This is a genomic window from Enterobacter sp. HG048 (genome assembly GCF_024702055.1).
Lineage (GTDB): Bacteria > Pseudomonadota > Gammaproteobacteria > Enterobacterales > Enterobacteriaceae > Enterobacter > Enterobacter dykesii.
On record NZ_JANLIZ010000003.1, the window covers coordinates 304,492 to 321,392 of the forward strand.

Sequence of the window (16,901 nt, forward strand, 5' to 3'; positions counted from 1 at the left end):
ACGGTGGTGACACCGTTTAATCCCACCACAATAACAGTTGGAAAAACAGGTTGCCAGCGGAGCGCATTTTCTGGCGATTTTTTCACTAGATAAATAGCTAAAGCCCGCTACAATAGCTGGCACCCCCCTGCATTTTCTTCTTGCTGCCCGTTTCGGCGGCTTTTTTAGTCTCTCAAATAACAACAATATAAAGGTGTTCACGTGCAGAAGTACATGAATGAAGCGCGCCAGCTATTGGCACTGGCTATACCAGTGATCGTCGCGCAGGTGGCCCAGACCGCAATGGGATTTGTGGATACGGTAATGGCAGGTGGCTACAGCGCCACCGATATGGCGGCCGTGGCTATCGGCACGTCAATCTGGCTTCCGGCCATCCTGTTCGGCCACGGTCTGCTGCTCGCGCTCACGCCGGTTATCGCTCAGCTCAATGGCTCGGGTCGTCGCGAGCGCATTGCCCATCAGGTCCGTCAGGGTTTCTGGCTGGCAGGGTTTGTCTCCATGCTGATCATGGTCGTGCTCTGGAACGCGGGCCACATCATTCGCGCTATGCATAACATTGACCCGGCACTGGCTGATAAAGCCGTGGGCTATCTGCGCGCCCTGCTCTGGGGTGCGCCAGGCTACCTCTTTTTCCAGGTGGCGCGTAACCAGTGTGAAGGCCTGGCGAAAACCAAGCCCGGGATGGTGATGGGCTTTATCGGTTTACTGGTCAATATTCCGGTGAACTATATCTTTATTTACGGTCATTTCGGGATGCCGGAGCTCGGCGGCGTCGGCTGCGGCGTGGCGACGGCAGCCGTTTACTGGGTGATGTTCTTCTCGATGATCGTCTTTGTAAAACGCGCCCGCTCCATGCGCGATATTCGCAACGAGAACAAATTTAGCACGCCGGACTGGAACATCATGACGCGTCTGGTGCAGCTAGGGTTGCCGATCGCCCTCGCGCTGTTCTTTGAAGTGACCCTGTTTGCCGTGGTTGCCCTGCTGGTCTCCCCGCTGGGCATTGTGAACGTGGCCGGGCACCAGATTGCGCTTAACTTCAGCTCCCTGATGTTCGTCCTGCCGATGTCGCTGGCGGCGGCGGTGACGATCCGCGTCGGCTTCCGCCTGGGCCAGGGCTCAACGCTGGATGCGCAAACGGCCGCCCGGACCGGGCTGGGCGTCGGCGTCTGCATGGCGGTCTGTACGGCGCTCTTTACCGTTGCATTACGCGAGCAGATTGCCCTGCTCTATAACGACAACCCGGAAGTGGTCGCGCTGGCATCACACCTGATGCTGCTGGCCGCGATTTACCAGATCTCTGACTCCATCCAGGTGATTGGCAGCGGCGTGCTGCGCGGATATAAAGACACGCGCTCAATCTTCTTTATCACCTTCATCGCCTACTGGGTGCTGGGACTGCCGACTGGCTACATCCTGGCACTTACCGATCTGGTGGTGGACCGCATGGGACCGGCGGGGTTCTGGATGGGCTTTATTATCGGCCTGACCTCGGCGGCGATTATGATGATGACGCGCATGCGCTTCCTGCAGCGCCAGCCATCAACGGTCATTTTGCAGCGCGCTGCACGTTAACGACGCAGTAGCCGCCGCCTGGCGGCTACTTTCTCTTCACTTTGCGCGGTAATACAGCAATCGCGTGAAATCAGAGAGAAAATTGCATTTTCCCTCTTGCCACCTCGGTGCTGTGCCGCTAATATTCGTCCCCGTTGTCACCGACAACACGTTGCGTTCATAGCTCAGTTGGTTAGAGCACCACCTTGACATGGTGGGGGTCGTTGGTTCGAGTCCAATTGAACGCACCATTCTGCGTCCGTAGCTCAGTTGGTTAGAGCACCACCTTGACATGGTGGGGGTCGGTGGTTCGAGTCCACTCGGACGCACCATTTCAGTCCTGAAATGGTGCAAATCCTCTTCTGATATCCTGAATTTTCTTAATCCCTTATTTTCATCATTATTCTCCTGCTACGCTTTTCTTATGGAAAAAAACACAGGAAACGTGTTGATGAAGAAGATCGCGATTATCGGCTCCGGCCCCACAGGGATTTACACCTTTTATCACCTGCTTAAGAACAGCACGCCGCTCTCCGTTTCCGTTTTCGAACAGGCCGATGAAGCTGGCGTGGGTATGCCCTATAACGACGACGATAATTCCCGGCTGATGCTGGCGAACATTGCGAGCATTGAAATCCCGCCCATTTTTATGACCTACCTCGACTGGCTCAAGGAACAGAGTGACGCCCATCTGGCGCGCTTTAAGGTCGATAAAACCCGTTTACATGACCGGCAGTTCCTGCCCCGGCTTCTGCTGGGTGAGTATTTCCGCGACAGCTTTCTTTCCATCGTAAAAGAGGCAAAAAGGCTAGGATTCAGCGTTGATGTCCATGAATCTGCGAAGGTCACAGACATCATTCCCGCAACAGCCGGCGTTACGCTTTCCGTCAACGGCAGCGTCTTGCCCGATCAATTCGACCTTGCGGTTATCGCCACCGGTCACGTCTGGCCAGAAGAGGATGAAGCCACGCGAACGTTCTTCCCAAGCCCGTGGTCCGGTCTGATGGACGCCAGTATCCCTCCCTGCCGCGTCGGTATTATGGGGACATCGTTAAGCGGTCTCGACGCGGCCATGGCGGTGGTGATGCAGCACGGCGAATTTCGTGACGATAAATTCGTGCTGGATAAAGGCAGCGAAGCGTTGAAGATTGTCCTGATGTCCAGGACGGGCATTCTGCCGGAAGCCGATTTTTACTGCCCTATTCCTTATGAACCGCTGTCGGTCCTAACCGAATTCGTGGTTGAAACCGAGATTGCCAAAGGATCGGATGGCCTGCTCGATCGCATCTTTACCCTGGTGGTGAAAGAGCTTCAGCTCGCTGACCCGGCGTGGTGTGAGAAAATATCCCTGCATACGCTTAATGCGGACAGCATACGTGAGGCCTGGTTTGAGGATCGTAAACGGCACGGCCCCTTTACCTGGGCGGAAGAGAATCTCATCGAGGTTGAGCGGAACAAACGCGAGCGGCGCACCGTAGCCTGGCGCTATACCGTGCTTCGGCTGCATGAGCTGGTTCAGGAGATTGTTCCCCACCTCAACGAACGGGACAGAGAGCGCTTTAAGCAAGGCCTCGCCCGCGTATTCATCGACAACTATGCGGCCATCCCTCCGCAGTCTATCCGCAGGCTGCTCGCGCTTCGCGAAGCCGGCATCATCAGCGTGGCGACGCTCGGTGACGATTACACGCTGGACGTTGGCAGCGATCGAACAGCGATCACCACAAAAGAGACCGTTTACCGTTTCGACGTGTTTATTGACGCCCGCGGACAAAAGCCGCTGAAAACGAAAGATCTACCCTTCCCGACGCTGCGCAAACAGCTGGAAGCCACGGGTGAAGAGATTCCCGACATCGGTGAGGATTACACCTTAAAAGCGCCTGACGCCGTTCGCGGACGCATCGCCTTCGGTGCGATACCGTGGCTAATGCACGATCGTCCCTTCGTTCAGGGGCTGGCAGAGTGTGCAGAGATTGCGGAAGCAATGGCGAAGGGGGCGGAAAAACCCGCGTCGGGATCGCGGCGCAGACTACCGTATATTGAGAACTGACAGGGCTTCCATGCCCTGCTGTCGCGGATTACTCGAAGAAGACTTCCGGGTTTTCAGACAGCGAAACAAAGGTTTTCGTCGTTTTATCCAGCGCAAGGATTTTGCCGCTTTCAATGTCGTACACCCAGCCGTGCAGTCGGATGGAGTTATTACGCAGGCCCACCGCCACGGACGGGTGGGTCTTAATGTTGCTCAGCTGCGCAAACACGTTCTCCTGCACCATCGCATTGACTTTATCGATCGGCTTATCCCAGGTTTTCTTCTCAACCACGGCTTTCGCCGCGTCGGAATAGCGCAGCCAGTGTGACACAGCAGGCATCGGCTCCAGGTTCGCGTTATCGGCAATCGCCTTCATGGCGCCGCAGTTGGAGTGACCGCAAATCACGATATCCGTGACGCCCAGCGCCACCACGGCGTATTCGATGGTTGCAGACACACCGCCAGGCTCCGGCCCGAACGGCGGCACGATGTTGCCAGCATTACGAATGACAAAGAGTTGTCCTGGCTCTTGCTGGGTGACCAGTTCCGGGACCAGACGGCTGTCGGAGCATGAGATGAACAGCGCTTTGGGATTCTGGCTGGACGCTAAACTGCGGAAGAGTTCTTTACGTTGCGGGAAAATCTCTTTTTGAAAGCTGAGAAAACCTTCAATGATATGTTGCATAGCAATGTCTCTTTTATCTGTTTTAGTTTAGGTATGATCGCGATCACACTCGTAAAGTTTACCCATCGTGGTTTACTTCAGACAAGCAATATATTTCTGGCCCGACCGCTGCACGATCTCGTCCGCACTGGCCTGGATGTTCTGCCCTTCGAACGCGCCGTACAGACGTTCAAAGGTTTTGCCTTCGAGATGATTCACCACCGACGCCACGGTGCGGGCCGGCAGCGGAAGATAATTCGGATAGCTCCACATAAACGAGACGGCGTCTTTACCCGGCGTGACCTGCAAAATATCGCCCACCAGCAATATTCCGTCCCCCTCCTGCCAGTGCAGCACCGTTCCACCGGCAAAATGCCCGCCCAGACGCAGCAGGGTGACCGACGGGAAAATCTCCAGCGCATCCCCCTCCCAGAAATGAATGGCCGGGCTGTCGCGCATGACCCACTCTCTGTCGCTGGCGTGCAGGTACACCGGCGCATCAAACGCCGCGGCCCATTCCTGCATCGTGGTGTAATAGTGCGGATGTGAAATCGCAATTGCGCTGATGCCGCCCAGGGCGGTAATGAGCGTTTTGGTTGCGGGGTCGAGGTTGGCGATGCAGTCCCAGAGGATATTGCCGTAAGGCGTTTGCAGGAATAGCGCCCGCTGGTTGATCGCAAACGCAGGCACCGTTTTGATCCCAAACAGCCGCGGCTCCAGCAGCTGCCATTTGTTGCTATGGGTGGCGGTGACGGTGTCGAAATCGGTCCATGCCCGGCCCGTGGCGGGCACGTACTGGCGTTCATCCTCGCAAATTGGGCAACTGTCCGGCTGCGTATCGTAGGCGGTTCCACAGGTTTTACAGAGTGTAATCATGTGCTCTCCTCAGCGATAAAGCACTGAGTATGGCAGGGATTATCCTTATGTGCTGCGAGGTACATTGCTGGCTTTTTTTGCCCTATACTGTGCCAGTATCAAAAACTGAACAGAGCAGGTGCCACATGGAAATTGATCTCGATAACTTAGTCTTTAACGGTCTGGATGAAGCCGAAGAGCGTAATGCGGAACGTCTGGACGATGCAGACAAAAAAGCGCAGGCGATTGTCGCCGACGACGACTGCGGCGACGCCTGCAAGATCTAATAAAAAAGCACCGGGAAACCGGTGCTTTTTTATTTCACTCGTTACACGTCACGCACACCTCGTTCCAGTACGTTTCGCGCGTGCGGCGCAGTTCAGCGTGACGTTTTATCATGGAACCACTCCGGGTCAATGTTGGCAACGTCGACGCCATACAGGCTGGCGACAGGCAGGATTGACTCAAGAACACGTTGCGCGCTGTTCTCCGCATTCGCTGGCCTGGCCGCAAAAAACCGCCGTAACGTGCTGATCCATTTTTTCATCGTCTTACCCTCTCTCGCCGTGTCTGATCTCAGTTAAGCACTCAAATGCCGCGCGGGGGAAATACCAAAATCCACTGTCGATGTGCAGGATCTGCAAATAGCATCCCGTTCTTTTCACTCCTCATTAACACCTTGTTCACTAATGCTTTTTTGCTCATAGCAAAGAACGATTTCTTATTTGGCGATAGCTTTCGCTTATGGGAGCGTAGCGGGGTAAAACAAAAACAACGGGATGGCGAATGACTATGGCAGCAAACATGAAAGGGTTTACCAAACGGACGCTGGTTCTGGGCTTACTGGCGGCGGGGAGCCTGCTTTCAGCGCAGGCACAGGCGGACCAGCTGGCGGATATTAAGGCCGCAGGGGTGGTGAAAGTGGCCACGTTTGACGCCAATCCGCCGTTTGGCTCTGTTGATGCAAAAACGCACGAGATCGTGGGCTATGACGTGGACTTCGCCAAAGCGCTGGCAAAATCGCTCGGCGTAAAGCTTGAACTGGTTGCCACCAATCCGGCCAACCGCATTCCGCTGCTGCAGTCCGGCAAAGCCGACCTGATCGTGGCGGATATCACCATCACCCCGGAACGCGCGCAGGTGATTGATTTCTCGACGCCTTACTTTGTCACCGGCCAGCAGTTCCTGGTGCCGGCTAAATCACCGGACAAGCTTGATGACTACAGCCGGGCGCGCATTGGCGCGGTAAAAGGAACGACGGGCGAGCAGGCGCTGCACCAGCGTTTCCCGCAGTCACGCGTGCTCTCGTATGACGATATTCCGCTGGCGCTGACGGCACTGCGCAACGGCAACGTGCAGGCCATCACCCAGGACAGCACCATTCTGGCCGGTCTGCTGGCGCAGGCGCCGGATAAAGCGAACTTTAAAATCCTGCCCGACCTGCTCAGTAAAGAAGAGATTGGCGTTGGGGTGAAAAAAGGTGAAACGGCGCTGCTGAAGGCCGTTAACGACGAGCTGGTTAATCTCGAGAAGAACGGCCAGGCGGCAAAAATCTACGACGTCTGGTTTGGTCCAGGCACCCCAGCCCCACAGCCTCGCGCCTTTAAAATAGAAGCTAAGTAATATGCTCTCAGGTTTATTTTCACACTCCGCGGCCGGTGCCGCGGATTTTTCACATCTGGAACAGGCCAGCGTCGAGTTTCGTCATGTGGACAAACGCTACGGTGACCATCAGGTTTTAAACGACATTAACCTCACCATCACGCCCGGTGAAGTGGTCGCCATTCTCGGCCCGTCGGGCTCCGGTAAATCCACCCTGATCCGTCTCATCAACCAGCTTGAAACCCTGAGCGGCGGAGAGATTCTGGTCGACAACAAGCCTACCGCAAAGCTCTCCGGTACCGGGCTGCGTCAGCTGCGAAGCCGCGTGGGGTTTGTGTTCCAGCAGTTCAATCTTTACGCCCACCTCACCGCCAGCCAGAACATCACCCTGGCGCTGGAGCACGTTCACGGCTGGAAGCCGCACCCCGCACAGGAGCGCGCGCTGGCCCTGCTGGAGAAGGTCGGGATGCTGGAAAAAGCCCACCATTTCCCGGCAGAGCTTTCCGGTGGACAGCAGCAGCGCGTGGCGATTGCCCGCGCCCTGGCCTCTTCACCGCAAATCATTCTGTTCGATGAACCCACCTCCGCGCTGGATCCGGAGATGATTGGTGAAGTGCTGTTTGTGATGAAAGCCCTCGCCCACAGCGGGATCACGATGATCGTGGTGACCCACGAGATGCAGTTTGCGCGAGAAATCGCCGACCGGATTGTCTTTATCGACGGCGGGCAAATTCTGGAAACGGCGCCGCCGGCACAGTTTTTCAGCCAGCCGTCGCATCCGCGCGCGCAGCGTTTCCTGCAAAAGGTGCTCAACCCGCTGCATCAGGAGCATCTGTAATGCCCGCGCTCGACTGGCAGGGGGTACTGACCGGACAGCCTCTGCAGTGGATATTCTCCGGATTTCTCACCACCCTGTGGGTAACGCTTGCCGGGATGCTGCTGGCCAGCCTGCTCGCACTGCTCTTTATGCTCCTGCGCCTTTCCGGCGGCCGCCCCGGGAATGCGGTCGTCAGCAGCTGGGTGTCGCTGTTTCGCAATACGCCGCTGCTGGTGCAGCTGCTGTTCTGGTATTTTGCCGCCTGGAACGGATTACCGCAGGCGTTTCGCGACACGGTGAACGCGGATCACAGCTGGTCAATTCTGCCCGGCGACGTCTGGTGGTTTACGCCCGAATTTTTATGTTCTGCCTGGGGGTTGGGCGTCTTTACCTCGGCGTTTTTAATCGAAGAGGTGGAGTCGGGGTTACGTTCCGTGCCTGCCGGACAGCGGGAGGCGGCGCTCGCGCAGGGATTCTCCGCGTGGCGTCTGTTTCGCTACATTCTTCTGCCGCAGGGCCTGGCCAACGCCTGGCAGCCGGTCGTGGGCCAGTACCTTAATCTGATGAAGCTCTCCTCGCTCGCCAGCGGGATTGGCTTTGCCGAGCTGACCTATCAGGTCAGGCAGATCGAGAGCTATAACGCGCACGCGCTGGAGGCATTTACCCTCGGAACCGCGCTCTATCTGCTGACCGGCCTGGTAATGGGGATGGTGCTGGTACGCCTTGGGCCGCAGGCGAAACGTAAACGCCCGAACGTCGTCATCGCAGGGAGTGAAAAACATGATTGCCGGACTTAACGTCATCACCGATAACCTCGACTATCTGCTGTGGGGACGCGCGGCAACGGGTGAACCGGGGGGCGTACTGCTGTCGTTAATGATGGCTGCCGGGGCCGCCGTCATCGCTCTGCCCGGTGGGATAGTGCTCGCGTGTCTGGCCTGGCGCTTTACCGGGCTCGTGCGAAAGGCCCTGTTTTTATGGGCAGAGCTGATTCGCGGTATCCCGCTCATCTTCGTGATTTTCTGGATGTGGTATCTCCTGCCGCTCATCACCGGAGGCGATCTGCCGGGAGCGCTGACCGTCACGCTGGCGCTGACCTGGTTTACCGCGGCCACCGTAATGCACTCGGTCCTGGCCGGGCTGAGCGCGCTCCCGCCCGGGCAGTACGAGGCCGCACTGTCACAGGGATTCAGCACGCGGCAAACCCTGTGGCGCGTGCTGCTGCCGCAGGCGCTGAGGAATATTCTGCCGTCGCTGGTGGGGATTTTTATCAGCCTGCTGAAGGATACGTCGCTGGCGTTTATCGTGAACGTACCGGAGCTGACCACGGTGGCGGGACAGGTCAATAACCGGGTGCAAATCTACCCGGCGGCCATTTTTATCTTTACGGGCGTGGTCTACTACCTGCTCTGCTGCTCGCTCGAGCAGCTTGCGAAACGCTGGCGCATTACCCGGCCAGCGCTTTAACCACCGTTTCCATCGCTTCGGTTGTCAGTTCACTGCGTTTAACGCGCTGGTTCGCCAGCGCGGTACGCAGGACTCCGGCAATGACAATATGCTTTGGCTCCTGCCCTAAATCACGCATCTCAAGCACCACCTTCCCGACCACCCGGCACATCTCCTGGTACAGCGCTTCATCTTTGGTCACGTTACCCATCGTCATCACTCCATTGCCTTTTAAACGTTGAGCTTAAATGATTCTCCTGCCGGATACAAAAAAGAAGCCCGGCGAGAGACTCGCCGGGCTTCATCTGTAAAATCAGTACATTAGTTGTTTACTGGGATGACCGCGCCTTTGTACTTGGTGCGGATCCAGTCCTGAATCTCTTTCGAGTGCAGGACGTTCACCAGCGCTACGATATCTTTCTTCTTCTCGTCACCGCGATGCACGGTAATGATGTTGGCGTACGGGTTGTTTTCACCGCTCTCTACCGCAATCGGGTCGTGAACCGGGTCCAGACCTGCATCAATCGCGTAGTTGGCGTTGATCACCACCGCAGCGCCTTCGTCGTTGTTGTACATCTGCGGCAGCAGAGAGGCTTCAACGTTCGGCGTGAATTTCAGCTTTTTCGGGTTCTCAACGATGTCGCTGATGCGCGCGGTCACTTTGTCGATGCCCGGCTTCAGCTTGATCACGCCCTCTTTCTCGAAGATGGAGAGAATACGCCCCTCTTCGGAAACCGCGTCACGCATGATGATCTTGCCGCCTTCCGGCAGGTCTTTCAGCGACTTGTATTTTTTGGAGTAGATGCCGATTGGCTCAATGTGGATCGCGCCCGCACTGACGAAATCGTAGTCTTTATCGCCCGCATGATCCTTCAGCACGCTGTTCAGGTAAGGAATGTGCTGAAAATAGTTCGCGTCGATGTCATGACCCGCCAGCGCGGTGTTCGGCAGAATGTAGTCCTGGAACGGCTTAATCTCCAGGTCGATACCCTGCTTCGCCAGAATCGGCTTAGCCTGCTCCAGAATTTCGGCGTGCGGCGTATTGGATGCGCCCACGGTCAGGGTATCGGCCCAGGAGGCGAAGCTCAGGGCGCTCAGGGTTGCGGCGGCGATCAGTGTCAGTGTTTTTTTCATGATGTGGTTCCTGTGTCTATTTATTAGCGTTTATCTAACAGTGAAGTAATGACATCGCCGCAGAACTGGATAATGAAAACGATGATCAGAATGGTCACCGTTGCCACCAGCGTGACGTCACCATGGTTGCGCTGGAATCCTTCCAGATAAGCCAGATTTCCCAAACCACCGGCGCCAATCACCCCCGCCATTGCGCTGTAGCTCACCAGCGCAATGAGCGTCACCGTAATACCCGATACCAGTGCGGGTGATGATTCCGGCAGTAAAACCCGAAACACGAGCGTGCTCAGTCGTGCGCCCATCGAGCGCGTTGCTTCGATGACGCCTTTATCCACTTCACGCAGGGCGATTTCCACCAGGCGTGCGTAGAACGGTGCCGCGCCCACAATCAGCGCCGGCAGCGCCGCGTTGGCACCAAGAATGGTGCCAACGACGGTCTTGGTGAACGGGATCAGCAGGACAATCAGAATGATGAACGGAATTGAGCGGAACACGTTCACGACAATCGAAATCACGCTGTAAACCGTGCGGTTGTGGAACAGCCCGCCGCGCGCGGTTAAAAACAGCGCCAGCCCCAGCACGATGCCCAGCACAAACGTCGCCACGCCGGACAGCGCGGTCATGTACAGCGTCTCCAGCGTCGCCGCCCAGAGCTGATCCCACTTGAGATGCGGAAAGAGATTCTCAGCCATGTTTAATTACCTCGCCTTCAATATCGCTGTGCTGCAGGTCGGCGAGGATATTGTTCAGTTGTTCATCGGATGCCACAACATGTACCCAAAGCTGACCAAACACGCCGTGGGCGGTTTGCGTCATTTTCCCGTGCAGGATGTTAAACGGCAGGCCGTAGCGTAGGGTCAGTTCACCCACGATCGGCTTATGGGTGCTGTGCCCGGTAAAGGTCAGCCTGATGACCGTGCCTTCCAGATCGTTTGCCAGTTCGGTGTTGAAGTTTTCCTCCTCGGCATACTGGCTCACCTGACGGACAAACTGCTGCGTAATCGGCTGCTGCGGATGGGTAAAGACGCTCAGCACGTCGCCCTCTTCCACCACTTTACCGTTCTCCATTACCGCCACGCGGTCGCAGATTTTGCGCACCACGTGCATCTCGTGGGTGATCAACACGATAGTCAGCTTAAAGCGGCGGTTAATATCCAGCAGCAGATCGAGGATCTGATCGGTGGTCTGCGGGTCGAGCGCGGAGGTGGCTTCATCGCAGAGCAGCACGTCAGGGTTGTTAGCTAAAGCACGTGCAATGCCCACGCGCTGCTTTTGCCCGCCGCTCAGCTGGGACGGGTACGCATTCTCGCGCCCCTTCAAGCCGACAAGCTCCACCAGCTCGGCGACGCGAGCCTTGATGCTGGCTTTTGGCACACCGGCGATTTGCATTGAGAAAGCGATATTCTCGCTCACCGTGCGCGACCACAGCAGGTTGAAGTGCTGGAACACCATGCTGATTTTCAGGCGCGCCTGGCGCAGCGCTTCACCCTTTGCCGCAGAGATATCCTGCCCGTTAATGGTGACGCTTCCGGCGCTGGGTTTTTCCAGACCGTTCAGCAGACGAATCAGCGTGCTTTTCCCGGCCCCGCTGTAGCCAATAATTCCGTAAATCTGTCCCTGCTCTATCGTCAAATTGACGTTATCAACGGCAGTCAGCGCGACCTTTCCGTTGTCAAAAACCTTCGAAATATTCCTGAGTACGATCATTCTTATTCTTTATCCGTTTCGCGCATGGCTGTTTAGCAGTATGGATGTCCAAACGATAGTAAACAGGCGTTATCAGCTTTCAAATGAACAAAAAAGAATGTGTTATAACTTTCGGAAATAAACAGCGGATTTACCGGATGGGAAGCATTTAGACCAATTTCAGCAATGATTATCTGCCGGATGCATATCTGCTGGATGATGCCCGCGAAAAACGGTCATTTTTGCAGCATTTCATCCCGATATAGCCATCCCCACATCCAGACAACTTTACGTCTTGCTGTCCTGACATCTGAAAACCGCATTTATATTCTTTTCAGTTCTAAACGGCAGTGAATGGTTCTTTATTGCGAAAATTTCGCCGCTCTATCATCCCGTCATGACATCCAGAAAGGAAAACATCATGACGATTTACCACTCCGTCACCGAACTGATTGGCCGTACCCCGCTTATCCAGCTGCACAAGCTCGATACCGGCCCCTGCTCGCTGTTCCTGAAGCTGGAAAACCAGAATCCGGGCGGCTCTATTAAAGATCGCGTTGCGCTGTTGATGATTAACGAAGCGGAGCGTACCGGCCAGCTGCAGCCGGGCGGCACGATAATTGAGGCCACGGCGGGGAATACCGGTCTCGGCCTGGCCCTGATCGCTGCCCAGAAAGGCTACTCGCTGATCCTGGTGGTGCCGGACAAAATGAGCCGCGAGAAGATTTTCCACCTGCGCGCGCTGGGTGCCCAGGTGGTGCTGACCCGCTCCGACGTTAACAAGGGCCACCCCGCCTATTACCAGGATTACGCCCAGCGCCTGGCCAACGAGCTGCCCGGCGCGTTTTACATCGATCAGTTCAATAACGAAGCCAACCCGCTGGCGCACCGCACCACCACGGCACCGGAACTGTACGAGCAGCTTGATGGGCGGATCGACGCCATCGTGGTGGGCGTCGGCTCAGGCGGTACGCTGGGCGGCCTCCAGGCGTGGTTCGCCGAGCATTCTCCGCACACGGAGTTTGTCCTGGCCGACCCTGCCGGATCGGTTCTGGCCGACCAGGTGGAAACCGGACGCTACCACGACGCGGGCTCCTGGCTGGTTGAAGGTATTGGCGAAGACTTTATTCCGCCGCTGGCCCACATCGAAGGGGTGAATCGCGCCTGGCGCATCACCGACCGAGAGGCCTTCACCACCGCGCGCGATCTGCTGAAAACGGAAGGCATTCTGGCGGGCTCCTCCAGCGGCACGCTGCTGGCGGCCGCGCTGAAGTATTGCCAGGCGCAGACCGCGCCGAAACGCGTGGTGACCTTCGCCTGCGACAGCGGCAATAAGTATCTCTCGAAGATGTTCAACGACGACTGGATGCGACAGCAGGGGCTCATCACGCGTCCTCAGGCCGGCGACCTCTCCGACTACATCGCCCTGCGTCACGATGAAGGTGCCACCGTCACCGCGGCCCCGGACGACACGCTTTCCACCGTCCTGGCACGCATGCGTCTGTATGACATCTCCCAGCTGCCGGTGCTGGAGAACGGCAAGGTGGTGGGCATTATCGACGAGTGGGATCTCCTGCGGCATATCGGCGGCGATGGCGATCGCTTCGCGCTTCCGGTGACGGCAGCCATGACGCGCCAGGTGGAGTTTCTGGATAAACACGCCCCGGAAAGCGCACTGAACGCCATCTTCGACCGCGGTCTGGTGGCCGTGATTAATGACAACGACCGTTTTCTCGGTCTGATTACGCGCAGCGACGTTCTGACCGCCTGGCGCAACCGTCTTCAGCAATAAAGGAATCGATGATGAAAAACCTGGCTACCCTGAGCGTCCACAGCGGCGAGTTCAACGACCAGCACGGCGCCGTCATGCCGCCGATTTACGCTACCTCTACGTTTGCGCAACCGTCACCCGGCGAGCATACCGGCTATGAGTATTCGCGCAGCGGCAACCCCACCCGCCACGCGCTGGAAACCGCCATCGCCGAACTGGAAGGCGGCACGCGCGGCTACGCGTTTGCCTCCGGTCTGGCGGCCATCTCCACGGTGCTCGAACTGCTGGATAAAGACAGCCATATTGTCGCCATTGATGACGTTTACGGGGGGACGTACCGCCTGATTGAAAACGTGCGCAAGCGCAGCACCGGTCTGCAGGTGAGCTGGGTTAAACCGGACGACCTAGCCGGGCTGGAGGACGCCATTCGCCCGGATACCCGCATGGTCTGGGTCGAAACGCCAACCAACCCGCTGCTGAAGCTGGCGGATCTGGCGGCCATCGCGGCAATCGCCCGTCGTCATAACGTCATCAGCGTGGCGGATAATACCTTCGCGTCGCCGGTGATCCACCGTCCGCTGGAGTCGGGTTTCGATATCGTGGTGCACTCCGCCACCAAATATCTGAACGGCCACTCTGACGTGGTGGCCGGGCTGGCGATTGTCGGGGACAACAGGGAACTGGCGGATAGGCTGGGCTATCTGCAAAACGCGGTGGGTGGCGTTCTGGATCCGTTCAGCAGCTTCCTGACGCTGCGCGGTATTCGCACGCTCGCTTTGAGGGTAGAGAAGCACAGCACCAACGCGCTGGCGATTGCGCAATGGCTGGATCAGCATCCTCTGGTCGAAAAGGTGTTCTATCCCGGCCTGGAATCGCATCCACAATATCAGCTTGCCCGCACGCAGATGGCCCTGCCCGGCGGGATGATTTCCGTCGTGGTAAAAGGCGATGCGCAACGCGCCACCGAGGTGATTCGCAACCTGAAGCTGTTCACCCTCGCAGAAAGCCTGGGCGGCGTGGAAAGTCTGGTGAGCCAGCCTTACAGCATGACGCACGCCTCCATTCCGCTGGAGCAACGCCTGGCAAACGGCATTGTGCCGCAGCTGATCCGCCTGTCAGTCGGGATTGAAGATCCGAAAGACCTGATTGCCGACCTCAGCCAGGCGCTGCAGAAATAAGCAAATGGCGGCAGGTCCATCACCTGCCGCCACAAGTTGTCATCATGGCTTAACGCCTTGATAACAATATTATGAGAAACAGCACAGATTATTTCTGAAACACCGTTTCCATTTTCCTTTTATCTTAAAATCAGCGTATAATGCGCGCCAAATCCCTGGTGAATGGTTTCAGCGCTTGGAATACAAAAAACAACGTACAACTTCTCCTCTCCTTCGTTGGGCTGTCACTCAGGCACACTTTCTTCTGCACGCTCATTTGATGTCTCCTATCCTTAGTGCGTGTCATATACTCTTTTGCAACACAGGTTTGACTCCGCGGCGGTGCGCCCCCGGAGCGAGATTTCCATATCCTTCCCAACTTAAAGACTAAGACTGTCATGAAAAAGACGAAAATTGTTTGTACTATCGGCCCGAAAACCGAATCTGAAGAGATGCTGACCAAAATGCTGGACGCCGGCATGAACGTGATGCGTCTGAACTTCTCCCACGGTGACTACGCAGAACACGGCCAGCGTATCCAGAACTTGCGCAACGTGATGAGCAAGACCGGTAAAAAAGCTGCGATCCTGCTGGATACCAAAGGTCCAGAAATCCGTACCATCAAACTGGAAGGCGGTAACGACGTCTCTCTGAAAGCGGGCCAGACCTTCACCTTCACCACCGACAAATCCGTTGTCGGCAACAGCGAAATCGTTGCAGTGACCTACGAAGGCTTCACCAACGACCTGTCCGTCGGTAACACCGTGCTGGTAGACGATGGTCTGATCGGTATGGAAGTCACCGCGATCGAAGGTAACAAGGTTATCTGTAAAGTGCTGAACAACGGCGACCTGGGCGAAAACAAAGGCGTTAACCTGCCGGGCGTCTCTATCGCACTGCCAGCACTGGCTGAAAAAGACAAACAGGACCTGATCTTCGGTTGCGAACAAGGCGTTGACTTTGTGGCGGCATCCTTCATCCGTAAGCGCTCAGACGTGGTTGAAATTCGTGAGCACCTGAAAGCCCACGGCGGCGAGAAGATCCAGATCATCTCCAAAATTGAAAACCAGGAAGGCCTGAACAACTTCGACGAAATCCTCGAAGCGTCTGACGGCATCATGGTTGCGCGTGGCGACCTGGGCGTAGAAATCCCGGTTGAAGAAGTGATCTTCGCGCAGAAGATGATGATCGAGAAATGTGTTCGCGCGCGTAAAGTGGTTATCACCGCAACGCAGATGCTGGACTCCATGATCAAAAACCCACGCCCAACCCGCGCAGAAGCAGGCGACGTGGCTAACGCCATCCTCGACGGTACTGATGCCGTTATGCTGTCCGGCGAATCCGCGAAAGGTAAATATCCGCTGGAAGCGGTGTCCATCATGGCCACCATCTGCGAACGTACCGACCGCGTAATGAAAAGCCGTCTGGACTACAACAACGACAGCCGCAAGCTGCGCATCACCGAAGCGGTTTGCCGCGGTGCAGTAGAAACGGCTGAGAAACTGGAAGCACCACTGATCGTGGTTGCCACCCAGGGCGGTAAATCAGCTCGCGCGGTGCGTAAATACTTCCCGGATGCAACTATCCTGGCGCTGACCACCAACGAAACCACGGCTCGTCAGCTGGTGCTGAGCAAAGGCGTGATCCCTCACCTGGTGAAAGAGATCGCGTCTACGGATGATTTCTACCGTCTGGGTAAAGAAGTGGCTCTGGAGCTGGTTGATCGTGGTCTGGCGCAGAAAGGTGACGTTGTGGTCATGGTTTCTGGCGCGCTGGTACCAAGCGGAACCACCAATACCGCCTCTGTTCACGTGCTGTAATAATTCCCGAACGAATTAATTTTGATAAAAAGCGCCCTCAGGGCGCTTTTTTTATTCCTGGCATTAGCCAAAGTCATTCAAATTGCAAATCGGGTTTCTCTATTTAATTGCCAATTATCTAAGATGAATCCGATGATAAATGCCTTTTTTTCCTTAGATTTTTGCCCGAACAGGGCCGATTCGATGCTTCTTTGAGCGAACGATCAAAAATAGGTGTATTCCCATCAAAAAAATATTCTCAACCCAAAAAACTTTGTGTAATACTTGTAACGCTACATGGAGATTAACTCAATCTAGAGGGTATTAATAATGAATCGTACTAAACTGGTACTGGGCGCGGTAATCCTGGGTTCTACTCTGCTGGCTGGT

General features: G+C 56.2%; 17 protein-coding genes and 2 tRNA genes. 12 read left to right on the forward strand and 7 right to left on the reverse strand.

All coding sequences use genetic code 11. From position 1 onward, the window contains the following. The first annotated feature begins 201 nt into the window (after positions 1–201). The 4 genes from mdtK (at position 202) to NUX24_RS06910 (ending at position 3,601) form a co-directional block, all read left to right on the forward strand. A complete protein-coding gene (mdtK, locus tag NUX24_RS06895) occupies positions 202–1,575 on the forward strand; it encodes an MdtK family multidrug efflux MATE transporter (RefSeq protein ID WP_257830480.1) in 1,374 nt (457 codons plus the stop codon). Between the two features lie 153 nt (positions 1,576–1,728). Next, positions 1,729–1,805, forward strand: a tRNA-Val gene (locus tag NUX24_RS06900). 4 nt (positions 1,806–1,809) lie between these two features. Then, a tRNA-Val gene (locus tag NUX24_RS06905) sits at positions 1,810–1,886 on the forward strand. A 119-nt stretch (positions 1,887–2,005) separates the two neighbouring features. Next, positions 2,006–3,601, forward strand: coding sequence for an FAD-NAD(P)-binding protein (locus NUX24_RS06910; protein WP_257830482.1), 1,596 nt, complete (start codon positions 2,006–2,008; stop codon positions 3,599–3,601). Between the two features lie 28 nt (positions 3,602–3,629). On the opposite strand, the gene NUX24_RS06915 is transcribed toward NUX24_RS06910, so the two are convergent. Both NUX24_RS06915 and NUX24_RS06920 read right to left on the reverse strand, forming a co-directional pair. Next, complete coding sequence (locus NUX24_RS06915; RefSeq protein WP_257830484.1) at positions 3,630–4,265, reverse strand: carbonic anhydrase; 636 nt, start codon at positions 4,263–4,265, stop codon at positions 3,630–3,632. Positions 4,266–4,337: 72 nt separating this feature from the next. After that, on the reverse strand, positions 4,338–5,120 hold the full coding sequence (locus NUX24_RS06920; RefSeq protein ID WP_257830486.1) for an MBL fold metallo-hydrolase: 783 nt from the start codon (positions 5,118–5,120) through the stop codon (positions 4,338–4,340). Between the two features lie 125 nt (positions 5,121–5,245). On the opposite strand from NUX24_RS06920, the gene NUX24_RS06925 reads away from it, so the two are divergent. Continuing rightward, positions 5,246–5,386, forward strand: coding sequence for a hypothetical protein (locus NUX24_RS06925; RefSeq protein ID WP_003857665.1), 141 nt, complete (start codon positions 5,246–5,248; stop codon positions 5,384–5,386). 92 nt (positions 5,387–5,478) lie between these two features. On the opposite strand, the gene NUX24_RS06930 is transcribed toward NUX24_RS06925, so the two are convergent. Then, a complete protein-coding gene (locus tag NUX24_RS06930) occupies positions 5,479–5,646 on the reverse strand; it encodes a hypothetical protein (protein ID WP_038419198.1) in 168 nt (55 codons plus the stop codon). Between the two features lie 245 nt (positions 5,647–5,891). Between NUX24_RS06930 and NUX24_RS06935 the strand changes: the two genes are divergently transcribed. The 4 genes from NUX24_RS06935 to NUX24_RS06950 are packed head-to-tail and all read left to right on the forward strand — an operon-like array spanning position 5,892 to position 8,985. After that, entirely contained in the window at positions 5,892–6,722 is an 831-nt protein-coding gene (locus NUX24_RS06935) for an ABC transporter substrate-binding protein (RefSeq protein WP_193807306.1), read from the forward strand. Position 6,723: 1 nt separating this feature from the next. Next, positions 6,724–7,539, forward strand: coding sequence for an amino acid ABC transporter ATP-binding protein (locus NUX24_RS06940; RefSeq protein ID WP_047651408.1), 816 nt, complete (start codon positions 6,724–6,726; stop codon positions 7,537–7,539). Beyond that, the gene (locus tag NUX24_RS06945) at positions 7,539–8,315 is read left to right on the forward strand and encodes an amino acid ABC transporter permease (RefSeq protein ID WP_047651407.1); all 777 of its coding nucleotides are present in this window, start codon (positions 7,539–7,541) and stop codon (positions 8,313–8,315) included. The genes NUX24_RS06940 and NUX24_RS06945 overlap by 1 nt, the downstream gene beginning before the upstream one ends. After that, entirely contained in the window at positions 8,299–8,985 is a 687-nt protein-coding gene (locus NUX24_RS06950; protein WP_257830492.1) for an amino acid ABC transporter permease, read from the forward strand. Before NUX24_RS06945 ends, NUX24_RS06950 begins: the two co-directional genes overlap by 17 nt. On the opposite strand, the gene fumD is transcribed toward NUX24_RS06950, so the two are convergent. The 4 genes from fumD to NUX24_RS06970 form a co-directional block, all read right to left on the reverse strand. Continuing rightward, a complete protein-coding gene (fumD, locus tag NUX24_RS06955) occupies positions 8,966–9,175 on the reverse strand; it encodes a fumarate hydratase FumD (RefSeq protein ID WP_008500615.1) in 210 nt (69 codons plus the stop codon). The two genes, NUX24_RS06950 and fumD, sit on opposite strands and share 20 nt — an antisense overlap. Before the next feature lie 110 nt (positions 9,176–9,285). Continuing rightward, positions 9,286–10,098 carry a MetQ/NlpA family ABC transporter substrate-binding protein gene (locus tag NUX24_RS06960; RefSeq protein ID WP_063142945.1) on the reverse strand — a complete coding sequence of 271 codons (813 nt, stop codon included), beginning with the start codon at positions 10,096–10,098 and terminating at the stop codon, positions 9,286–9,288. Positions 10,099–10,121: 23 nt separating this feature from the next. Then, positions 10,122–10,790 (reverse strand): methionine ABC transporter permease, encoded by a 669-nt coding sequence (locus tag NUX24_RS06965; protein ID WP_008500617.1) that lies wholly within the window; start codon positions 10,788–10,790, stop codon positions 10,122–10,124. After that, positions 10,783–11,805 (reverse strand): methionine ABC transporter ATP-binding protein, encoded by a 1,023-nt coding sequence (locus tag NUX24_RS06970; protein ID WP_257830496.1) that lies wholly within the window; start codon positions 11,803–11,805, stop codon positions 10,783–10,785. Before NUX24_RS06970 ends, NUX24_RS06965 begins: the two co-directional genes overlap by 8 nt. A 400-nt stretch (positions 11,806–12,205) precedes the next feature. Between NUX24_RS06970 and NUX24_RS06975 the strand changes: the two genes are divergently transcribed. From NUX24_RS06975 to pykF, 3 genes are all read left to right on the forward strand, one after another. After that, entirely contained in the window at positions 12,206–13,576 is a 1,371-nt protein-coding gene (locus tag NUX24_RS06975) for a cystathionine beta-synthase (protein WP_257830498.1), read from the forward strand. Between the two features lie 11 nt (positions 13,577–13,587). Beyond that, positions 13,588–14,733 (forward strand): PLP-dependent aspartate aminotransferase family protein, encoded by a 1,146-nt coding sequence (locus NUX24_RS06980; RefSeq protein ID WP_059446649.1) that lies wholly within the window; start codon positions 13,588–13,590, stop codon positions 14,731–14,733. A 377-nt stretch (positions 14,734–15,110) separates the two neighbouring features. Further along, on the forward strand, positions 15,111–16,532 hold the full coding sequence (gene pykF / locus NUX24_RS06985; protein ID WP_029739779.1) for a pyruvate kinase PykF: 1,422 nt from the start codon (positions 15,111–15,113) through the stop codon (positions 16,530–16,532). Positions 16,533–16,901: the final 369 nt, after the last annotated feature.